This is a genomic window from Winogradskyella wandonensis (genome assembly GCF_004346845.1).
Classification (GTDB): Bacteria; Bacteroidota; Bacteroidia; order Flavobacteriales; family Flavobacteriaceae; genus Winogradskyella; species Winogradskyella wandonensis.
In genome coordinates this window covers 545113-565009 of the sequence record NZ_SMGI01000002.1, presented here as the reverse complement: position 1 = coordinate 565009, position 19897 = coordinate 545113, and the positions used below count along the sequence as shown (strand labels likewise).

At 34.0% G+C, this 19897-nt stretch carries 17 protein-coding genes; 6 read left to right on the top strand and 11 right to left on the bottom strand.

The features are described 5' to 3' along the window. The first annotated feature begins 19 nt into the window (after positions 1 to 19). On the top strand, positions 20 to 2599 hold the full coding sequence (locus DFQ05_RS07235) for a phosphoenolpyruvate carboxylase (RefSeq protein ID WP_132704726.1): 2580 nt from the start codon (positions 20 to 22) through the stop codon (positions 2597 to 2599). On the opposite strand, the gene DFQ05_RS07230 is transcribed toward DFQ05_RS07235, so the two are convergent. From DFQ05_RS07230 to metG, 4 genes are all read right to left on the bottom strand, one after another. After that, complete coding sequence (locus tag DFQ05_RS07230; RefSeq protein ID WP_132704725.1) at positions 2596 to 3498, bottom strand: histone deacetylase family protein; 903 nt, start codon at positions 3496 to 3498, stop codon at positions 2596 to 2598. The two genes, DFQ05_RS07235 and DFQ05_RS07230, sit on opposite strands and share 4 nt — an antisense overlap. A 6-nt stretch (positions 3499 to 3504) precedes the next feature. After that, positions 3505 to 5904 carry a hypothetical protein gene (locus tag DFQ05_RS07225; protein ID WP_132704724.1) on the bottom strand — a complete coding sequence of 800 codons (2400 nt, stop codon included), beginning with the start codon at positions 5902 to 5904 and terminating at the stop codon, positions 3505 to 3507. Between the two features lie 5 nt (positions 5905 to 5909). Beyond that, positions 5910 to 8342: a hypothetical protein gene (locus tag DFQ05_RS07220; protein ID WP_132704723.1), complete on the bottom strand. Its 2433-nt coding sequence runs from the start codon at positions 8340 to 8342 to the stop codon at positions 5910 to 5912. Between the two features lie 110 nt (positions 8343 to 8452). Further along, positions 8453 to 10534 carry a methionine--tRNA ligase gene (metG, locus tag DFQ05_RS07215; protein WP_132704722.1) on the bottom strand — a complete coding sequence of 694 codons (2082 nt, stop codon included), beginning with the start codon at positions 10532 to 10534 and terminating at the stop codon, positions 8453 to 8455. 86 nt (positions 10535 to 10620) lie between these two features. Between metG and DFQ05_RS07210 the strand changes: the two genes are divergently transcribed. Both DFQ05_RS07210 and DFQ05_RS07205 read left to right on the top strand, forming a co-directional pair. Then, positions 10621 to 11634 carry a S66 peptidase family protein gene (locus tag DFQ05_RS07210; protein ID WP_422398648.1) on the top strand — a complete coding sequence of 338 codons (1014 nt, stop codon included), beginning with the start codon at positions 10621 to 10623 and terminating at the stop codon, positions 11632 to 11634. A gap of 41 nt (positions 11635 to 11675) precedes the next feature. After that, positions 11676 to 12035: a YraN family protein gene (locus DFQ05_RS07205; RefSeq protein WP_132704721.1), complete on the top strand. Its 360-nt coding sequence runs from the start codon at positions 11676 to 11678 to the stop codon at positions 12033 to 12035. 65 nt (positions 12036 to 12100) lie between these two features. Here DFQ05_RS07205 and nadD read toward each other — a convergent pair whose 3' ends face one another. The 3 genes from nadD to DFQ05_RS07190 all read right to left on the bottom strand — a co-directional run bounded on the left by nadD (position 12101) and on the right by DFQ05_RS07190 (position 14210). Continuing rightward, positions 12101 to 12679: a nicotinate (nicotinamide) nucleotide adenylyltransferase gene (gene nadD, locus DFQ05_RS07200; RefSeq protein WP_132704720.1), complete on the bottom strand. Its 579-nt coding sequence runs from the start codon at positions 12677 to 12679 to the stop codon at positions 12101 to 12103. Position 12680: 1 nt separating this feature from the next. Continuing rightward, positions 12681 to 13253 (bottom strand): guanylate kinase, encoded by a 573-nt coding sequence (gene gmk / locus DFQ05_RS07195; RefSeq protein WP_132704719.1) that lies wholly within the window; start codon positions 13251 to 13253, stop codon positions 12681 to 12683. A gap of 99 nt (positions 13254 to 13352) precedes the next feature. Then, positions 13353 to 14210 carry a YicC/YloC family endoribonuclease gene (locus tag DFQ05_RS07190; protein WP_199221980.1) on the bottom strand — a complete coding sequence of 286 codons (858 nt, stop codon included), beginning with the start codon at positions 14208 to 14210 and terminating at the stop codon, positions 13353 to 13355. 212 nt (positions 14211 to 14422) lie between these two features. Between DFQ05_RS07190 and DFQ05_RS07185 the strand changes: the two genes are divergently transcribed. After that, positions 14423 to 14902, top strand: coding sequence for an acyl-CoA thioesterase (locus tag DFQ05_RS07185; RefSeq protein WP_132704718.1), 480 nt, complete (start codon positions 14423 to 14425; stop codon positions 14900 to 14902). On the opposite strand, the gene DFQ05_RS07180 is transcribed toward DFQ05_RS07185, so the two are convergent. The 3 genes from DFQ05_RS07180 to DFQ05_RS07170 are packed head-to-tail and all read right to left on the bottom strand — an operon-like array spanning position 14895 to position 17270. Beyond that, positions 14895 to 16028, bottom strand: coding sequence for a hypothetical protein (locus DFQ05_RS07180; protein WP_132704717.1), 1134 nt, complete (start codon positions 16026 to 16028; stop codon positions 14895 to 14897). The two genes, DFQ05_RS07185 and DFQ05_RS07180, sit on opposite strands and share 8 nt — an antisense overlap. Before the next feature lie 2 nt (positions 16029 to 16030). After that, complete coding sequence (locus DFQ05_RS07175) at positions 16031 to 16924, bottom strand: DMT family transporter (protein WP_132704716.1); 894 nt, start codon at positions 16922 to 16924, stop codon at positions 16031 to 16033. Next, complete coding sequence (locus DFQ05_RS07170; RefSeq protein ID WP_132704715.1) at positions 16914 to 17270, bottom strand: arsenate reductase family protein; 357 nt, start codon at positions 17268 to 17270, stop codon at positions 16914 to 16916. The genes DFQ05_RS07175 and DFQ05_RS07170 overlap by 11 nt, the downstream gene beginning before the upstream one ends. A gap of 111 nt (positions 17271 to 17381) precedes the next feature. On the opposite strand from DFQ05_RS07170, the gene DFQ05_RS07165 reads away from it, so the two are divergent. Beyond that, positions 17382 to 17837 carry a DinB family protein gene (locus DFQ05_RS07165; protein WP_132704714.1) on the top strand — a complete coding sequence of 152 codons (456 nt, stop codon included), beginning with the start codon at positions 17382 to 17384 and terminating at the stop codon, positions 17835 to 17837. A 3-nt stretch (positions 17838 to 17840) separates the two neighbouring features. Further along, complete coding sequence (locus DFQ05_RS07160) at positions 17841 to 19091, top strand: cation:proton antiporter (protein WP_132704713.1); 1251 nt, start codon at positions 17841 to 17843, stop codon at positions 19089 to 19091. On the opposite strand, the gene DFQ05_RS07155 is transcribed toward DFQ05_RS07160, so the two are convergent. Then, positions 19088 to 19801: a DUF3298 and DUF4163 domain-containing protein gene (locus DFQ05_RS07155; protein ID WP_158281896.1), complete on the bottom strand. Its 714-nt coding sequence runs from the start codon at positions 19799 to 19801 to the stop codon at positions 19088 to 19090. The two genes, DFQ05_RS07160 and DFQ05_RS07155, sit on opposite strands and share 4 nt — an antisense overlap. Positions 19802 to 19897: the final 96 nt, after the last annotated feature.

The following is a 19897-nucleotide window of genomic DNA, read 5'->3' as shown; positions in this document are numbered from 1 at the left end:
TTTAAATAAAAAATTTTCGATGTCTGTAAAGCCAAAACTCACTAGATTTAATCAAGAAGTACTTCAAAAATATCAAGTTTACAATGGTATTTTTATGAATTTGCCTTTCGACTCACTTTCAAAAACAGTGGCGCTGTTACCGTTGTTTTACGAAACGTGTAAAAATGGCTTTGAAGCTGGTGATGACCCTACGAGTATTGTCCAGACGTTTTTCAAAAAATACCAAGCAAGACGTTCAGAGCAAAGTCAGATAAATTTATTGTTTCGGTTTATTCAATATATAGAGCGCCAAGTGGTTTTATTCGATGCTGTCGAGGATGCTGCTTTTCCTGTTGTTAATAATATGGAAGGTATTGGTACGCTAAGAAACCTAAAAGAAAAGGCAGAGGCAGAGAACAAAAGGCAGTTGCTTCAAGATTATTTAAGAAACTTTAAAGTACGAATTGTACTTACCGCGCACCCTACTCAATTTTACCCAGGTGCCGTTTTAGGCATTATTACAGATTTAGCCAAGGCTGTTGAAAAAGATAATTTACAAGAGATAAATGATTTATTAGGTCAGCTTGGAAAAACGCCGTTTTTTAAAGACAAAAAGCCAACTCCATACGATGAAGCTGTTAATCTAATATGGTATCTAAAAAACGTGTTTTATCACTCTTTTGGGAGCATTTACGACTATGCCCAACAAAATATTTTTGACGAAGAAGAGATTGATAATTCGATTCTTAATATTGGTTTTTGGCCTGGTGGCGATAGAGATGGAAACCCTTTTGTAACTCCAGAAATTACGCTTAACGTTGCAAAAAAGCTAAGAGAGTCTGTCATTAAAAAATACATTAAAGATGTAAAATACTTACGAAGACATCTTACATTTCGTGGTGTTAGAGAGCGTATTATAGATTTAAATCATAGACTACATAATACCTTATTAGATAAAGAAAACGCTATAGAGTTGCAGGACTTTATAAGTGAGCTAAAAGACATTCGCCACATTTTGGAGACAGAACATCAGTCTCTTTATTTAGATCAAGTCACATCTTTAATTAATAAGACTACACTATTTGGATATCATTTTGCAAGTCTAGATATTAGACAAGATAGTCGTGTGCACGATAGTATGTTTAGGGCGTTGGTAGACGAATTAAATAAAAACGGAAGCGATTTATTTTCTGATAACTTTTTTAATTTGAATGTAAATGAACAAATTAAACATTTATCCAATATAAAAGGTTCTGTTAGTGATATTGAGTTTAAAGATGAAATGGCTATAAATATTGTTGAAACAATTAGAGCCATGAAAACCATACAAGAGCAAAATGGTGAAGTTGCCTGTAATCGTTACATTATAAGCAACAACCAAACGACATTAAATGTAATGCAGCTTTTTGCGATGCTTAAAATTGTAGCTTTTGGTGACCACTTAACGGCGGATATTGTCCCACTTTTTGAAACTGTACCCGATTTACAAGCAGCACCAAAAGTAATGGAAGAGTTGTATACAGATTCTAATTATAGAGCGCATTTAGAAGCTCGCGGGAACAAACAAACGATAATGCTTGGTTTTAGCGATGGCACAAAAGATGGCGGCTATTTAATGGCAAATTGGGCAATTTTTAAGGCTAAGGAAGCGATGACGGCAATGTCTAGAAAGTATGGTATCGATGTTCTTTTCTTCGATGGCCGAGGAGGGCCACCAGCTCGTGGCGGTGGTAAAACACATCAGTTTTATGCATCACTAGGACCAACCGTAGAGGATAAAGAAATTCAGTTGACGATTCAAGGGCAAACGATTAGTTCTAATTTTGGAACATTGGCGTCTTCACAATACAATATGGAGCAATTAATAAGTTCTGGAATCTCTAATCGATTAGACGATAAAAATCTTGAAATGTCATCAGAAAACAAGGTAGTAATGGATGACTTGGCAGAGTTAAGCTATGCGGCTTATGTAGATTTTAAAAATCATCCCAAATTTTTAGACTATCTACAGCATATGAGTACGCTAAAATATTATGCAAAAACCAACATTGGCAGCCGTCCATCTAAACGAGGGAAGTCTACAGAATTAGTGTTTTCTGATTTAAGAGCTATCCCTTTTGTAGGTAGTTGGAGCCAGCTAAAGCAAAATGTACCTGGTTTTTTCGGTGTTGGTACTGCATTAAAAGTATACGAAGATAAGAATGAGTTTGATAAAGTAAAACAGCTCTATAATGACTCAAAATTCTTTAAGACCTTGATAGAAAATAGTATGATGTCGTTGACCAAATCGTTTTTCGATTTAACTAAATACATGCAAGAAAATGACGAATTTGGGGCATTTTGGTCTTTGATTCATGAAGAGTATAAAACATCTAAACGTTTAATTTTAAAACTAACAGGTTACCAAACACTTATGGAAAACGAGCCTGTTGGTAAGGCATCAATAGACGTTAGAGAATCTATTGTGTTACCGTTATTAACCATTCAGCAATATGCCTTAAAGATGATTAAGGACTTAGAAAAAGCTGAAAAACGAGACGATGAAAAAATAGCAATTTTCCAAAAAATAGTAACACGTGCTATGTTTGGTAATATTAATGCAAGTAGAAACTCGGCTTAAAAAAAGATGTCCTGCGCGAGTCTAAAAGTGTTGGCGTGGGCATCTACAATGGTCTTAATATCAGGAGAATAGCCGCCGCCCATAGAACACATTACAGGAATTTGGTTATTTCTACATTGCTCTAAGACAAAGCGGTCTCTTGCCTTACAACCTTCTATAGTCATACCTAATTTTCCTAATTTGTCCGTAGAGATAACGTCAACACCACAGAGATAATAAATAAAATCTGGCTGTTGCTCGTCTATTAATCTAGGTAAAGTGTCTTTAAGGATGTTGAGATACGTTTTATCATCCGTTCCATTTTCTAGAGCAATATCTAAATCACTTTTTTCTTTTTTAAAAGGGTAGTTACTTGCACCATGCATAGAGAACGTAAAGACAGAGTCATCGTCTTGGAAAATCTCGGCAGTTCCATTGCCTTGGTGCACATCCAAGTCAACGATTAATACCTTTTTAACCAAGCCCGAATTCTGAAGATATCTTGCGCCAATAGCTTGGTCGTTTAGCATACAGAAGGCTTCGCCACGATTGGTGTAGGCATGGTGTGTGCCACCTGCAATATTCATAGCTATTCCTTGCTCCAAGGCATATGTACTAGCTTTTATAGTGCCATGAGTAATCAGTCGCTCTCGTTCCACTAAAACTTCGCTTAGCGGAAATCCTATTTTCCTTGCAGCGCGTTGGTCTAATGTTATATTGAGTAAATCGTAATAATATTCGGGCTCATGTACGACAACAATGTGCTTATCATTTGGTCTTTGTGGTTCGAAAAAATTTGTGGCTTTACATGTACCTTCGTGAAGTAACTGCTCTGGTAAAAGCTCGTACTTTTCCATGGGAAATCGATGACCTTCGGGTAACGGATGTTTGTAAATAGGATGGTAGGCTATTTTGAGCACTGTTAGCTAATTTGAGAGATAAAGTTTTTGTGAAACAAACTCATTATTATTTGTAATTCCTTCTATAAATAAGGTTATACCACTTTTGCTAGGAGTAGTAAACCTAAGTTCAAACTCACCGTTTAAGCTGGGCGTAATTTCAGGCAACCAATCGATTACGCCATATTCTTTGAAGAATGATGAATCGTAGTATTGATATTTTGGAGTATAGAATTTTTTATTACGACTGAAAGTTAAGGGAAACTTTACTGTTGTTGTATTTGTAGAAAAATTATTGTTGGTATTGTCTTCTATAATTAAACGAGGATTTGTTTTAATTTTAATTATACCAAAATTACCTCTCATACCCATTACAAAAGCATTTCTGTCTATCTCAACATACTCTATTGTATCCATTCTAAAGTTGGCCAATACATTAGTATCTAGTAACTGGACTCCATCTAAAATAATCATAGGGGAAGTTGGTGCGGTACTTAACGTATTTCTCCTCTGATTAAATATACTTAATCTTCCAAGATCTTGTACCACATTAAAACCCTGTGCAGAAATCCAAGTAGCAAAATCAGGATAATCTCTTCTCATTAATTTGTCAAACACAATAACTCTACTTGAGCTAGCATTTTTTAACTTTTCATACTTTGTAAGCTCTTTTTTCTTTCCTTTTATTATTACCTCGTCTAATTGTTCTACATCATCGCTAATTTTAAAATTTGAAGATTCGTACAAGTTCGTTTTAATAACTACATTCTTCAGAAATAGATTTTTATTAATTTCTATATCGAGCTCTGGTATTGTGCTTGGACTAAAGGTGATGTATAAATTTGGTTTAATAGGTTTTCCTTTTCTATTTAGTCCATAAATGCTAAGTTTATCATTTTCCTCAGGGAATAGTGCCTGAGCGCCAAACTCTTCATCATTATTTTCAAGGTTCACGATGAACGATTTAGAATTTTTCAAGGGACTTATAAAATATTCATTCGTTTTTTTATCATTTATTTTAGCTTTAAAGCTAATGCCTTGTTCGAATAAATATATTGGTTTTTCGAAGTTATTGAGTATTCTATCCCAATCATAACTGCTCCAACCTTGTGTAATTAATAATAAATCCAAATCGTATTTGGTTTTTTCATTTATGTCGCTAAAATAGTATCTGGGGTTTTCAATATGTCCATTTAGATAGGGCTGCAATAGTGTATATGATAAAATATTATTGTCGTGGTAGTATGATTTTGTGTCAGAAGGTAAAATAGAAATACTCAAGCTATTAAGTTTATTGATATCTATATCCTTTAGTTTTAGACGTACTGAAATCGAATCATTATTTTGTTTGTTTAAGTAAGAAACTCTAGCGGAATTTAAATTAATATCGTTGTATGAGAAAATTAATCGTTCCAGTAATGGCGAGTTGTTTTGATCGAACACAGTAATAATGTTAATACCAGAATACAAGAGGTCGTTATCTATTAGTTTTACATCTTTATTGGTTTTATCATCTATTTTAAAATCTAAAATATTTATTTCTTTTCCGTTATGTAAAACAACTTTATAGAATCTGTCTTTAGTAGCGTTGTTTTTATATACAGATATTAGTGTTTTGTCTCTCATCTGCTTAACACTAATACCAATCCCAGTTTTTTTAATATTTTCAATCGGAGTTGTAAAGGGTGTACGGTCTTTAAAAACTACGGCTTTGTAATTATTTCCCTTTTTTGGCTTAAACAAAACTTTTCCTATGCCAAATTGATTAAGTGATAACGTAGAGATGGTATCTTTGTCATTCTCAACAATTGAAGCTTTTAATAAAGACAAGCCTTGACCAAATTGGTCCTTTGCTATGATTCCAAAAGTATTAAATGTATCGTAAATAGCGTGTCCGCCCTCAGGTAGTACCTGGATTTCAGGAGCGAGGTCGCTGTTTGTAGTAATAGCTTCTTTGGTAATTTCTGGGTCTATGACTTTGAAAGAACTTACAAAATAATTTTGTTCATCAAAATTTCGCATCCAATTAGTATATGCTTTTATGACATATGTTCCAGTAGTAAATGAGCTATCTATTTCTATGGAATTATTAGTAATACCTTTAACAAGCATTAATAAGTCTTCCTTTATTCTATTACCGTTCTTATCCTCTATCGTACAGTAAAGATTTGTTGAGTTTGTACTTAATGTAGTGGAAGCTTTATCAAATACGTAAGCTGTTAATCCTAACATTTCACCCTTGATATAAATGGACTTATTTATATGAACATAGCTAATTTCTCTAGGGTTTTTGAAATTTTCTTGAAACGAATTTAATATTCTTTCGGACTTCAAATTTTGGGCATAAAAATCAGAAGGTAGAGTAACATTTACAATAAAGAGAAAAAAAATGACTTTATTAATTTTTGAAATGAAATTTTTTATCATCAATCTTAGTTTAAATTTACTGTTGTTATTTCGGAAATAAATTCATTATTATTAGTAATACCTTCTATGTAAAGATTGATAGAGTTGATTTTAGGATTAAAAACTCGGATTTTAAACACACCATTAATATTAGGAGTAAGATTTGAAGCCCAACCTATAGTACCGTATTTTTTAAAAAAAGGGGTGTTATAGTACTTATATTTAGGGGTGTAATAGGCCTTTTGAGAGTTAAACTTTAAAGGAAAATCAATAATCTGAATATCTCTAAAGTCTTTACTTTTCAAGGTTACAGAAGGGTCAGTATAAATTTTAATTACACCAAATGCTCCTCGCATGCCCATAGAAGAACCGCTTTTATCAATTTCTATATAGTCTACAATATCCATTTTAAAACCATATAGTACTGATAAATCATCGAGCGGGACATCATTAAGGAATATTAAAGGCGAATCAAGATTTCCTGTAAGTCTATTTTTTCGGGTATTATATATTGTTAACAATGGTACACGTTCTCCGTTAGCAGCTGGTTGTCCTATATTTTCGTTTACAATAAAACCTTTAGAGGCAATATAAGTTGCAAAATCTGTATAGGCGTTTCTCTTCATGTCGTCAAATATGTCTATTGTACCTCGACTTAATTTTTTAAGCGACTCATACCTTGTACGCTGTACTTTAACTGACAACTGTACCTCGTCTAGTTTTTGTATTTCATCTAAATTTACAGTATTGCTCTCCGTGTTAGAGAAAATAGCTTTTTTTCCCTCCACATTCGTGTTATTTAAACTTAATTTGTTGAGTAACGGGATTCTATTGGGCTTAAATGTTAAGTAAAGACTTGGCTTCTTAGTTTTACCATTTTTAGGATTTATTTCTGTAATAAGAAGCTGATCATTAGCTACAGGAAATAATGCCGCTGCTTGAAATGATTTATCGTCCTCTTTCAAATCAAACAAAACAGATTTAGAGTTTTTCAAAGCCTGAATAAGATATTGTACTTTGTAATTTCCATTTCTATTGGCTTTGTAGCTAATTCCCTGTTCAAACGAAAAAGCTGTTTCCGGAAGAGGACCAAAAATTTCGCCCCAGTTATAGCTACTCCATCCTTGAGTCAATAATAAGTTATCTAGTTCAAATTGTTTTTTAGCAGTAATGTCTTTGAAGTAATACTCTATATTTTCAACTTTTCCCTTTAAGTAGGGTTTTACAAATAACGAAGACACTATGCCTTCATTTGGAGAATAAGACTTAGTTTCAGTAGGAAGTATAGATACGCTTAAACTGTTAAAACTATTAGGTTTTAGATTAGGTATTTTAATTAAAATGTCAAGTGAATCTTTAATTTTGGTTTCTATTTTAGAAACTGAACTTACCCTAGTAATATTATCATGGTTAAAAAACATCCGTTCTAATAAAGGGTTATTCTCAGAATCAAAAATTGTAAAAATATTTATTCCAGGGTAGAGATTAGCTTTATTAAAAACTTTGTTAAGTGAGGTTTTGTCTTCTTTAAAATTGAATTCCCATCCTTCGATTTCGGTGCCATTATGAAGCGTAAGAACATAATTTTTGTTTAGAATAGTTGGCAAGGTCTGCTCATTTGTAAAAAGAGATAAAACTACTTTATCTCTATTGTCTTGTACAGATAAACCAATACCATTTTTTTTAGGTGACTCGATAGGATGCTTGTAGTCTTTAAACCCAAAGCTAAATTTAACAAAGTATTTATCAGTATTTTTAGGGGTAAAGGTTGTCTTACCAATACCAAATTTGTTTAATGTAAAATCACTTACTTTATTATCGTTTTCATCTACAATCAAGCCAGAGATGTCGGAGATGCCTTCCCCGTATTGATTTTTTATAACTATACCAACTACGTTTTTGGTGTTTGCTAATAAGTGTCCGCCTTCGGGAAGTGCTTGGATGTCTAGTTTAACAATCTCTTTTTCATTAGGCTGTTCTTCCTTTTCAATATCTGTGTCAATAACTCTTATTTGTTGGGAATAATAATTCTTTTCTTTGAAATTACGCATCCAATTAGTGTATGCATTAAACGTGTAATTTCCAGAAGTGAATAAGCTATCAGTATCAAAAACATTACTAGTAACACCGCTTTTTACGGAAAAGAGACCGCTTCGAATAATTTTATTCTCATTATCTGTTATTGTACAATACAGGTTGGTTGTAGAAAAACTTAATTCTTTTGAAGCTTTGTCAAAAACATAAGCCGAAAAACCAATCATTTCACCTTTAATGAAAGTCGTTTTATTTAAATGGACGTATACAACTTCGCGAGGTGCCTCTGTAAAATCTTCGAATTGGCTAATAATTTCAGAATCTTCTATTTGCCCATTTGAAATAAAAGGTAGTACTATAAATATGATAAGAAAGCGATTGAAAATTTTACATCTAAATCGTGAGAATATTTTTGCTAGGAACATGTTGGTAAGTTTTATTAGATAAAGTTATCAAAATTATTAGATAAAGTTATCAAAAACTGTACCGCTTCTCTTACAATTTAACTTAGCTTTTTAATAATATATGGAAAAACTCAACTAATCTTTAAACCATTGCTAACACCATCACCTGCACTGAGTGGAGTCGAAGTGTCGGGATTTACAAACACCAAATCACCTTGCGCGTTTTCGGTCATTAAAATCATGCCTTGGCTTTCTACGCCTCTTAGTTTTCTTGGTGCAAGATTTACCAAAACGCTAACACGCTTACCAATAACGTCTTCTGGTTTAAAACTTTCTGCTATACCAGAAACGATAGTACGCGTGTCGATACCTGTATCTACTTTAAGCACCAAAAGTTTTTTTGTTTTAGGCATTTTTTCAGCTTCTAAAATAGTGCCAACTCGGATATCTAGTTTGGTAAAATCGTCAAAAGTAATTTCGTCTTTTTGAGGTTCAATAGTCTTATTAGCAGCTTCATTTGCTTTTTTACTTGCTTCGAGTTTGTCTAACTGTAGTTGAATGGTTTTGTCTTCAATTTTAGAAAATAATAATTCAGCTTTTCCTATGGTGTGACCGGCAGGTAGAAGAATGTTTTTTTCTGAAATATCTATCCAAGAGTTCTCGACTCCGCTCGAACTGACAGCGAGTATAGTATCTAATTTTTTTGAAGTAAATGGTAAAAACGGCTCACTTAAAACTCCTAAAGCAGATGCAATTTGGAGCGCAACAAACATGACTGTTTTTGTACGCTCTTCATCTGTTTTTATGGTTTTCCACGGTTCTTCATCTGCTAAGTACTTATTACCTAATCGCGCTAAATTCATGAGCTCTTGGCTAGCTTCTCTAAAGCGGTAGCGTTCTATAGAACTAGAAATTACATGAGGATACGCTTTTACAGCAGCTAATGTCTCTTGGTCAACTAAAGATAAGTCACTAGGTTCTGGTACAACACCATTGTAATACTTATTTGTGAGGACAACAACACGGTTAATAAAATTACCAAAAATGGCAACTAATTCGTTATTGTTTCTAGCTTGAAAATCTTTCCAAGTAAAATCATTGTCTTTGCTTTCTGGAGCATTTGCCGTTAGTGCATAGCGTAACACATCTTGCTGATTTGGGAAATCTTGTAAATAATCTGGAAGCCAAACTGCCCAATTTTTAGAGGTGGATAGCTTATTTCCTTCTAGATTTAAGAATTCGTTTGCAGGTACATTTTCAGGTAAAATATAAGAACCTTCAGCCTTTAGCATAGCAGGGAAAATAATACAATGAAAGACAATATTATCTTTACCTATAAAGTGAATTAAAGACGTGTTTTCGTCTTTCCAATAGTCTTCCCAATTTTTTCCTTCGCGTTCTGCCCATTCTTTGGTTGCAGAAATATAACCTATCGGTGCATCGAACCAAACATACAATACCTTACCTTCACCACCTTCAACAGGTACAGGAATTCCCCAATCTAAATCTCTGGTTACAGCTCGCGGACGCAAACCATCATCAATCCAGGACTTTACTTGCCCATAAACATTAGGTTTCCAGTCTTTTTTATGTCCTTCTAAAATCCATTCTTTTAAGAATTGCTCGTGCTTGTTCAATGGCAAAAACCAATGTTTAGTTTCCTTTAGAGTCGGTACATTTCCTGTTATTGCAGATTTTGGATTTATTAAATCTGTAGCGTTATGGCTAGTCCCACAGTTTTCACATTGGTCGCCGTAAGCTTCCTCGAATCCGCATTTAGGACAGGTTCCTGTAACAAAGCGATCTGCTAAAAACTGATTAGCTTCTGCATCGTAAAGTTGTTCTGAAACTTCTTCAACAAATTCGTTTTTATCGTATAGTGTTTTAAAAAATTCTGATGCGGTATTGTGATGAATCTTCGCCGATGTACGCGAGTAATTATCAAAAGAAATCCCAAAATCCTCAAACGATTGTTTGATAACCGCGTGGTATTTATCTACAATATCTTGAGGCGTAACACCTTCTTTTTTTGCTTTAATAGTAATAGGTACACCATGCTCATCACTCCCACAAATAAAAGCAACATCATTCCCCGTTAGACGCAAATATCTGGAGTATATATCTGCAGGCACATAAACACCAGCCAAATGCCCGATGTGTATTGGACCGTTAGTGTAAGGTAGTGCTGCTGTTATAGTGTATCTTTTAGACATAATAAATTACCATTTAGTAAGGCACAAAAGTACATATTATAAAGGCTATTTTGAAAAAAAATGTACATTTACAGAAAGCGTATTTTATGAATTTAAAAAACCAAAGAATTACTTACTTCTTCATGCTTTTTATGAGCTTAAGTCTAGTCGTAAACGCTCAAAATAATCAGAAACAACATATAGAAATGATTCAACCTCCATATCTTAAGGCAGGAGATACAGTGGCCATAGTTGCACCATCGGGAATTTTGAAAAATAGAGAAGGCGAAATACAGCAAGCGGTTAGTCTTCTGAAAAGTTGGGGTTTAAATGTGGTTATCGGTAAACATGTATTTAGTAAAGACAATCATTTTGCAGGTACAGATGAGCAAAGATGTGAGGATTTTCAAAATGCTTTAGACGACCCTAAGATTAGTGCAATTTGGTGTGCTCGTGGTGGCTACGGGACAGTTAGGATATTAGATAAATTAGACTTTACAAAGTTTACGAAAAATCCTAAGTGGCTCATTGGCTACAGTGATATAACAGCACTACATAACCAATTTCATAACCAAGGTTTCCAGTCTCTACACGCTTTAATGTGTGTGAGTTTAACCAAAGATTTAAGCGAAATACAAGAGACTGTAGACACCTTTAAATCTGCAATTTTTGGGAATCCTGAAAATTATGTTTTAGAAGGCTCCAAATACAATAGAGAAGGAACTACCGAAGGTATTTTGGTTGGTGGAAACTTAACCATGTTGCACACCATGTTGGGTTCTGACACTAGCATCGATACTTCGGGTAAAATCCTATTTATTGAAGAAATTGGGGAATATAAATACCATATAGACCGTATGCTACAAAGTTTGAAGCGTGCTGGCTATTTTAAAAATTTAAAAGGTCTCATTGTTGGTGATATGTCTAAATTAAGAAAAAACACCACGCTTTGGGGAACGTCTATCGAACAACTTATTTTAGATGCCCTTTCTGAATACGATTTCCCAATAGCTTTCAATATGCCTGCAGGTCACGAACAAGATAATCGGGCTTTAGTTTTAGGAAAACAAGTAGAATTGAAGGTTGAAAAATCAAAATCTACACTAAAATATTTAGACTAACTACCTGAAAACTGTGACTGCAAACTGAAGACTAACACAAAATGGCGCAACACAACGAATTAGGTAAAAAAGGCGAACAACTTGCCGTTGATTTTCTTTTGAAAAATGATTACAATATAATTGAACGCAATTACCGTTTCGAAAAAGCTGAGGTAGATATCATTGCTCAAAAAGAAGATATTTTAGCTGTTGTTGAGGTAAAAACACGCTCGACTTTAGATTTTGGAAATCCACAAGACTTTGTAAAACCGAAGCAGATTAAAAATTTAGTGAAAGCAGTTGATGAGTATGTCACCGTTAACAACTTAGATGTAGAAGTGCGTTTTGATATCATTGCAATTGTAAAAGAAAACGGAGACTATAAGATTGAGCATTTAGAAAATGCGTTTTATCATTTTTGACGGCATATTTCTCATTCTGTCCCGAAGCGTCGGGATTGTTTCAGCAGCTCATCAAATTTCTAAAACTATCTGTAAAAATTCATTTCATCCACATATTCCCATACATGTTCTGGAAGCATAGGACGAATGTTTTTTCCAGCCTTTATTGACTTTCTAATAAACGTTGAAGATAGTTCCATTATCGGCGCATCGATATGATGGATTTTTGGATGGGCATCAAATTGCGTTTCAATTTTTCCTTCAGAAATGCGAGGATACACATAGATGTTATGGTTTTCTAGGATAAGTTCGTAGTTTTTCCATTTATGAAAACTCTTTAGGTTGTCTTCACCCATGATTAAAGAAAACTCATAATCTGGATGTTTTTCTTGTAAGTAAGTTAGCGTATCTATGGTGTAATTGGGTTGTTTCAGTCCAAATTCTATGTCGCTAGGACGCAACTTATCGTAGTCTTTTGTGGCGCGATACACCATTTCGAATCGCTGACGATTATCGAGTAAGCTACTTTTCTTTTTAAACGGACTTAATGGGGTTACTACAAACCAAATTTGGTCTAAGTCGCTATGCTCTGCAATATGGTTGGCAATGGTTAGATGTCCAATATGTATTGGATTAAATGTCCCGAAGTATAAGCCAATTTTCATATTAGTCTTTCAAAAAATCAGAAACTAAGTTATACGCATCTTTTAATGCATCCTCTAAATTTGAGTTTACAACTATCTCATCAAATAAAGGTGCAGTTGCTAACTCTGCAGGCGCTTTAGAAACGCGCATACTTATTTTCTCTTCACTTTCTTCGCCACGTTCTTTAAGTCGTTTTACAAGCTCGTTTAAGTCTGGTGGTTTTACAAAAATGGCCAAGGTTTGTTCTGGAAATTTTCGTTTTATACGTAAACCACCCGAAACATCAATATCAAAAATAACATGTTTGCCTTTCGCCCAAATACGTTCTACTTCTGTTTTTAAAGTACCGTAGAAATTATCACGATAGACTTCTTCCCATTCTAAAAATTCGTCGGCTTTAATTTTGTCTTTAAACTCTTTTAACGATAGGTAGTAGTAATCTTTTCCGTGTACTTCTTGACCTCGTTTTTCGCGTGAGGTTGCAGAAATAGAGAACTCTAAGTTAAGTTCTTCTTGTTTAAGCAAATGCCGTACAATCGTGGTTTTACCTGAGCCAGAAGGTGCTGAAAATACGATAAGTTTACCTTGTTTCATTCTTAAAGTGCATTAAGCATTTGTTTTTTTGTTATTTAGGCGGTTTCGAGTGCCTCAACCACCAAAATAGATTTAAATTGGTAGCTGAGGTTCTCGAAGCTACAAAACATTTAGCATTTGTTCTTTTATCTTTTCTAACTCGTCTTTCATTTGTACTACCAATTTTTGCATTGGCGCATAGTTAGACTTAGCCCCAATTGTGTTAATCTCACGACCTATTTCTTGAGAAATAAAGCCTAATTTTTTACCGTTAGAATCATCAGAGTTTAATGAAGAGATAAAATAATTTAAGTGATTGTCTAGACGCACTTTCTCTTCAGTTATATCAAATTTTTCGATATAGTAAACAAGTTCTTGCTCAAAACGGTTCTCATCTACCTTTTCTTTAATATCAGCAATGCCTTTCTCTAAGCGAGCTCTAACACCATCAATCCGATCTGGGTCCATTTCTATCACCTTGTTAAGTAAATCTCTTAAGGTTGCAATACGATTTTCAAAATCTTGTTTTAGTATTTGGCCTTCGTCCGCGCGATACGTTTTTATGTGATTAAGAGCAGTATCAATTTCAGATTCAATAGACTTCCATTCATCGTCATCAATATCGTCACGCTCTGTAGTTACCGCATCAGGTAAGCGAATGGCCATTTTTAGAAGTTCTGTTTCGTCGCCATCAACTACATCTTTTAGCTGATTAATATATTCCTTAACAACCGTCTTATTAATTTTGGAGCTTGTATCCTCGCCAGTAATTTCTACATACAGCGAAAAATCGACTTTTCCCCTAACTAAGTGCTTAGCTATTAATTTTCTAATATCTAGTTCTTTGGCACGATACATAGATGGCATCCTAACATTAAGATCTAGATTTTTGCTGTTAAGCGATTTTAATTCTATGGTTATTTTTTTTGTTGGAAGCTGTAACACAGATTTCCCGTAACCAGTCATAGATTGTATCATGTAGTACGAAACATTTTTGTTCGTCAAAGGTACAAAATCGAATGCTTTTAATTGAAAAAAGAATTCCGTAATGCTTGGCATTTCGGTTTCCCAAAAATTGTCATTCCGAACTGTCACACTGAGCTTGTCGAAGTGTTGTTTCGGAATCTACACTAAAGTAAATTTTAAAGACTTTAGTGTATCTTAGCGGCTTCAATAAATTGAAAGTAATTATGTACAAAAAACAGTTTGAAATACGTTGGAGCGATGTCGATGCAAATGGACATTTAGCTAACTCTGCATATACCAATTTTATGAGTCATGCAAGGATGTCTTTTTTTGCGGAACAAGGGTTTTCGATGAAAGAAATTCTTAAAAATGGAATAGGTCCAGTGGTATTTTACGAGCACATGTATTATTTTAAGGAATCCTTTATAGGAACACCAATAACCGTAACTATCGAAGTTTCTGGATTAAGTGAGGACGGCATGTTTTTTATGTTTGAGCATAATTTTTATAACCATAAAGGCGAAAATTTAGCACATTGCGAAATGCAAGGCGGATGGATAGATTTAAAAACAAGAAAGCTTTGCGGACTTCCTGAAGACTTATTGCAATTAGCTGAACAATTTCCTAAATCTGAAGGATTTAAAACACTAACAAGAGAAGATACGCGTAAACATGGCGTGAAACCAAAAAATATATCTATTTAAATGGCTGATGCTGTTTAAATGTCTTTATAGCTATATTCTTTACAAAGGGTCTTATCACTTTATTAGGTAAGGCGCTTTTGTGTTTAAAATAGCAGGTTAATGCTTCGGGTTGAGCGCCGAGCGTACTTTTAATCTCCGATGCTGTACGTCCTAAGTTAATACGCTTTGCATTGGTTGATAGACCGAGTCTTACATAGTCATTTAGAATGCGCGGGTAAATTGCCAGTTCTTTGTTTTTGTTGTAATCAAGACCTATGAAATGCGCGTCAAGATTATCGCCGTTTTTCATAGCAGATAAAAAACCAACCAGTTTCTTTTCTTTAAAATAACCGATAACTGTAAACGCTTCGGAAAAGCTTTTCTTTAGGTAGGTGTAGGTATTTAAATCTAAAACTTGAGCGTTAAAATCGGCATTATCAATCGTGTTTTGATACAAGGCTTGCAATTGTGGTTTGTATATTTCAATATCATCCGCATCAAATACTTTTGATACTAAAACATTACTTTTTGTGTCAGCCTTATTAGCTTTTACACGGTATTTAGATTTTAATGCGCTTTTGTAATCGGCAAACGTTTGCCACTCTGCCTTTAGGTTAATAATCATGTTTGGCTCTACGCTCATAGGCGTATAGTCAAACTTACTGAGGTGTTTTGTAATGTAAATGGATTCATTTTTAAAGTCTTTTAAAAATAAACCGTTGTGTTTTTTTAGGGATTTTGATAACCGCTGAATGCCTTCAGCGAGATATGTAAACGTTTTAATTTTATCTTCACCTTCTTTTAAAAACGTCCCGTATTCACCACTTAAAAAGATATTTCCGCCAAATAAAATCTTAATACTGCTCTTGCAAAAGATACGATTGATATGTCGCTTTAGCCAAGCGTTTATTCTAATATTTTTAGTTATGGTTTCTATACCGATAGAAACTAGCTGTGTGTTTGCAAAAGCTATGGCTTCTCCGTTTCGTGTTATAAAAATATAATTAAAGATAATGTCTTTATTTGCTATCTCGAAAGCCTGAAGAAACTCGGGTGAATAGTAAATATTTGTACAACATTTAAGATTATCCCAATAGGACTGTGGAATCTTATTTACGGCATTAAATATTTCGGTTTTTAAAGACAAGTTTAATGGGCTACTTTAGGTTTCTTAGTCACAAAATATACACCTAAAAATATTAACGAGATGGCAACTATTTTTACTATGCCAATAAAATCGGCACCATTAATAACAGCAAATAGCCCAGCAATAACTGGTTGAAGATAAATAAAAATCCCAACGGTAGAGGCTTTAAGACGGCTTATAGCTAGTGGATTTAAAAAGTAAGTTCCAAAGGTAGCGCCTATAACCACAAATAGTAAAGCATAAGTTATGTAAGGTGTAAATGATGTCCATTGTACCTCACTTACTTCAGAAAAACCAAACGGTAATACTAAGATTAAACCAAATAAGAAGAGCCACTTAATAAAAGCAAGCGGATGGTATTTTTCTGTCAGGCGTTTTATAAGTATTACGTAGACACTATAAGAAACGGCGTTTAGAAAAATCATTAAATTACCTAACGGAACATTGTCAGCAGCTCTTGCCGACTTTCCATAAAGCGTTAGTATTAATGCGCCAATAAATCCTAATGCAACTCCAAAAATCTTAAGTTTGGTTATGTTTTCTTTTAAAACAATTACAGAAAGAACCAAAATAACAATGGGTGTTATGGTCATTATCGTAGATGCGTGTATTGGCGTTGTATATTCTAGTCCCTTTAAGAAGAAAAGCATGTTTATAAAAACACCAAACACAGCCGCCAGAAAGAGTTTAGAAAAATCTTTTTTATCTATTTTTTCTGTCTTGTAGAACATACCGAGTAACCAAAATAATAGTGTTGCTCCCGCAACTCTAAGTAATACCAAGCCAAAAGGTTTAACGTAGTTTTCATTCATTATGGTTTTAGCTAATGTATAATTAAAACCATAAAGAAGTTGAACTATAAATAATGCTGCTAAAGCAAGATTTCTACTTTTCATGAATGGCTGATTTTGCAGCTTCAACTACTTTTTTAGAATTGCCGATAAAAATTTCATTTTCAACCAAAATTACTGGTCGTTTAAGAAAGGTATAGTGTTCAAGGATATACTTTTTATAATCCTCTTCGGACAAGGATTTATCTTTTAGACCAAGCTCTTTATACAGTCTGGCACGCTTACTAAAAAGACTTTCGTAGCTATCAGTTAAAGCTCTCATCTCTGTGAGTTGAGACACGGTTATGGCTTCTGTTTTTATATCTTGAAGACTAAATTCCGAAGGTAAATCTAATTCATTTATTATGCGTTTACAGGTATCGCAAGTACTTAGATGGTATATTTTTTTCATCTTTAAAGGTTTCTAAAATGAGAACTTATCTTTCGATTAGCTTATTTTTGTAAGCACAAAGAAACTTTATTTAAAGCGAAACGCCGGAAGTTTTAATAAAAAAATAAGAAGATGTATTACGATATAGACATTACAAGAAAAAACAGAGTTCTATTTGAAGGATTTTTAGACAGATTCTCTTTAGAAGATCTTAATAAAGTACCATTGGGATTTAAAAACAACATAATTTGGAATATTGCCCATTGCATAGTAACACAGCAACTATTGGTTTACAAATTATCAGGGTTAGATGGTGATTTATCGGACGATATGATATCTAAATTTAGAAAAGGCACCAAAACTGAGGGCGATTTAAATCAAGCCGAAGTAAACGAAATTAGAAACTTACTTTTTACACCAATAGACCAAACAGAAAAAGATTACAAGAACGGTATTTTTAAGAGCTATAAAGAATATACGGTATCTACCGGAAGCACATTGACCAATGTAGAAGAGGCGTTAGCATTTAATAACTTTCACGAAGGCATACACTACGGCTATATTTTGGCATTAATAAAATCACTTTAAGGGATGGATTACTTTGGTATTGCTTCAATATTAATTGTTTTATCAGCGCTTTTTGGATACATTAATGTGCGCTTTTTAAAAATGCCCATTACAATTGGATTAATGGTAATAACCATTGTTTTTACTCTGGTTGCGGTAGTAATTGGTCAGTTCGATGATACCTTACTACAAACCGAACGCGAGTTTATCTCTAATATAAATTTTGAAACTCTGCTCTTAGATGTCATGCTAAGTTTTCTGCTATTTGCTGGAGCACTTCATACTAATTTCGAGCAGCTGAAAGTACAGCGTTGGCCTATCTTAGTTTTTGCCACAATAGGAGTGATGACTTCGACTTTATTAGTAGGCGCTATAATCTATCCTCTTCTAATTTCTATGGGATTTAATGTCTCATTCATTCACTGCCTTTTGTTCGGAGCTTTAATCTCACCAACAGACCCAATTGCAGTTTTAGGAATTTTAAAGAAAGTAGGAGCGCCAAAAAAGCTAGAAACAAAGATTGTTGGTGAATCTTTATTTAATGACGGTGTTGGAGTCGTGATATTTTTAACCATTTACGCTATAGCCAAAAAACCAAATGCAGCCATAGAATTTTCTGAAATAGCTACGCTTTTTGTTCAAGAAGTTGGTGGTGGCATTCTTTTGGGAGGTATTTTGGGTTGGATAACCTATAAACTGATGAAGTCTATTGATAATTACGAAGTCGAGGTTATATTAACTCTAGCTGCAGTAATGGGCGGCACTTTAATTGCACATAAGTTTCACTTATCTGCACCTTTAGCTATGGTAACTGCTGGTTTAATAGTAGGTAACGACACGATAAGAGAGACCTCTATGTCCGAGATTACAGAAACTTACGTCGATAAGTTTTGGGAACTTATAGATGTACTGCTTAATACCATTCTCTTTGTTATGATAGGTATGGAAATGCTTGTATTAACTATGGATTTAAACTACGTTTATGCTGGGCTAATAGCCATACCCTTGGTATTGGCATGCCGCTATATCTCACTTTTTTTACCAGTAAAACTCTTTGCAAAACGATTAGATTTTGTTCCCAAAACAACGCTTATTATGACTTGGGGCGGATTACGTGGTGGAATCTCTATAGCATTAGCATTAAGTCTAACGCCAGATATGAGCAAAGATTTATTTTTGGTAATTACCTACATCGTAGTTATCGTATCTATTGTAGGACAAGGGTTGTCTGTAGGACCAATTATAAAAGGAATTACAAAGCGCTACGTAAATTAGAATTTTAAAAAACGCCGAGCCTTATCCATAGGAATTACAAACTCGGTATAACCTTGGTTATAGGAGGCAATTTCGTATTGGTTATAAAGTAGAACAACACCTTCGTCATTAAACCCAATATTTTCTGGTAATTGAAATGGTTTTCCAAAGAAAAATTCCGAGACGTCTGAACCTTCATTTTTCATATAGTCTAAGAAAAATGACTCAGCAAGTTGTTTAAAGCCTTCCATATCAATTATCAGGTTATCATTAGTTAATAGGTCTCCTGTTTCAGGATTAAAGTTTAAGAATTGAATGGTATCGTTACCATGCGCGCCACCAGTATCAGAATAGATACTTAAACCCATTGATATAATGGTCTCCGTTTTATAAAGTAACTCCGTCTCAATAGCCAATGCCCATCTTTGTTCGCTGTCTTCAAAATTGGCTTTAAAGGACTTAAAATCTTCATCAAAGGCTGTCAGCGCTTCCTCTAGTGTTGTCGATTTGTTTTCTTCAGAAATAGGGATGCTATTTGCTATAGAAAGCTCTATGTTTTTATTAATTTTTTCTGCAATCTCAGAATTAGGCTTGGCCTTGTCTATATAAACTTCGATATCAGCTTCAAATTCCTTTTTAATTGAAATAGTCTCGAATTCTAAAGGTTTTATTTCATCTTCGCAAGAGAAAAGAAGAAACAACATTAGCAATGGTATAAGTATTTTTTTCAAACTAGAGAAACTTCTGTTAAACGTTCTATAAAGGTATGGTATATACATTTGAATACAACGAATTAAGGATTAAATTTGTTATGGTTTGGAAGGATT

Excerpts from the sequence above, each read along its gene's own strand:
- DFQ05_RS07235 (WP_132704726.1), top strand. The coding sequence starts at position 20 with ATGTCTGTAAAGCCAAAACTCACTAGATTTAATCAAGAAGTACTTCAA.
- DFQ05_RS07225 (WP_132704724.1), bottom strand. The coding sequence starts at position 5,904 with ATGATAAAAAATTTCATTTCAAAAATTAATAAAGTCATTTTTTTTCTC.
- DFQ05_RS07220 (WP_132704723.1), bottom strand. The coding sequence starts at position 8,342 with ATGTTCCTAGCAAAAATATTCTCACGATTTAGATGTAAAATTTTCAAT.
- metG (WP_132704722.1), bottom strand. The coding sequence starts at position 10,534 with ATGTCTAAAAGATACACTATAACAGCAGCACTACCTTACACTAACGGT.
- DFQ05_RS07210 (WP_422398648.1), top strand. The coding sequence starts at position 10,621 with ATGAATTTAAAAAACCAAAGAATTACTTACTTCTTCATGCTTTTTATG.
- DFQ05_RS07205 (WP_132704721.1), top strand. The coding sequence starts at position 11,676 with ATGGCGCAACACAACGAATTAGGTAAAAAAGGCGAACAACTTGCCGTT.
- nadD (WP_132704720.1), bottom strand. The coding sequence starts at position 12,679 with ATGAAAATTGGCTTATACTTCGGGACATTTAATCCAATACATATTGGA.
- gmk (WP_132704719.1), bottom strand. The coding sequence starts at position 13,253 with ATGAAACAAGGTAAACTTATCGTATTTTCAGCACCTTCTGGCTCAGGT.
- DFQ05_RS07190 (WP_199221980.1), bottom strand. The coding sequence starts at position 14,210 with ATGATACAATCTATGACTGGTTACGGGAAATCTGTGTTACAGCTTCCA.
- DFQ05_RS07185 (WP_132704718.1), top strand. The coding sequence starts at position 14,423 with ATGTACAAAAAACAGTTTGAAATACGTTGGAGCGATGTCGATGCAAAT.
- DFQ05_RS07175 (WP_132704716.1), bottom strand. The coding sequence starts at position 16,924 with ATGAAAAGTAGAAATCTTGCTTTAGCAGCATTATTTATAGTTCAACTT.
- DFQ05_RS07170 (WP_132704715.1), bottom strand. The coding sequence starts at position 17,270 with ATGAAAAAAATATACCATCTAAGTACTTGCGATACCTGTAAACGCATA.
- DFQ05_RS07165 (WP_132704714.1), top strand. The coding sequence starts at position 17,382 with ATGTATTACGATATAGACATTACAAGAAAAAACAGAGTTCTATTTGAA.
- DFQ05_RS07160 (WP_132704713.1), top strand. The coding sequence starts at position 17,841 with ATGGATTACTTTGGTATTGCTTCAATATTAATTGTTTTATCAGCGCTT.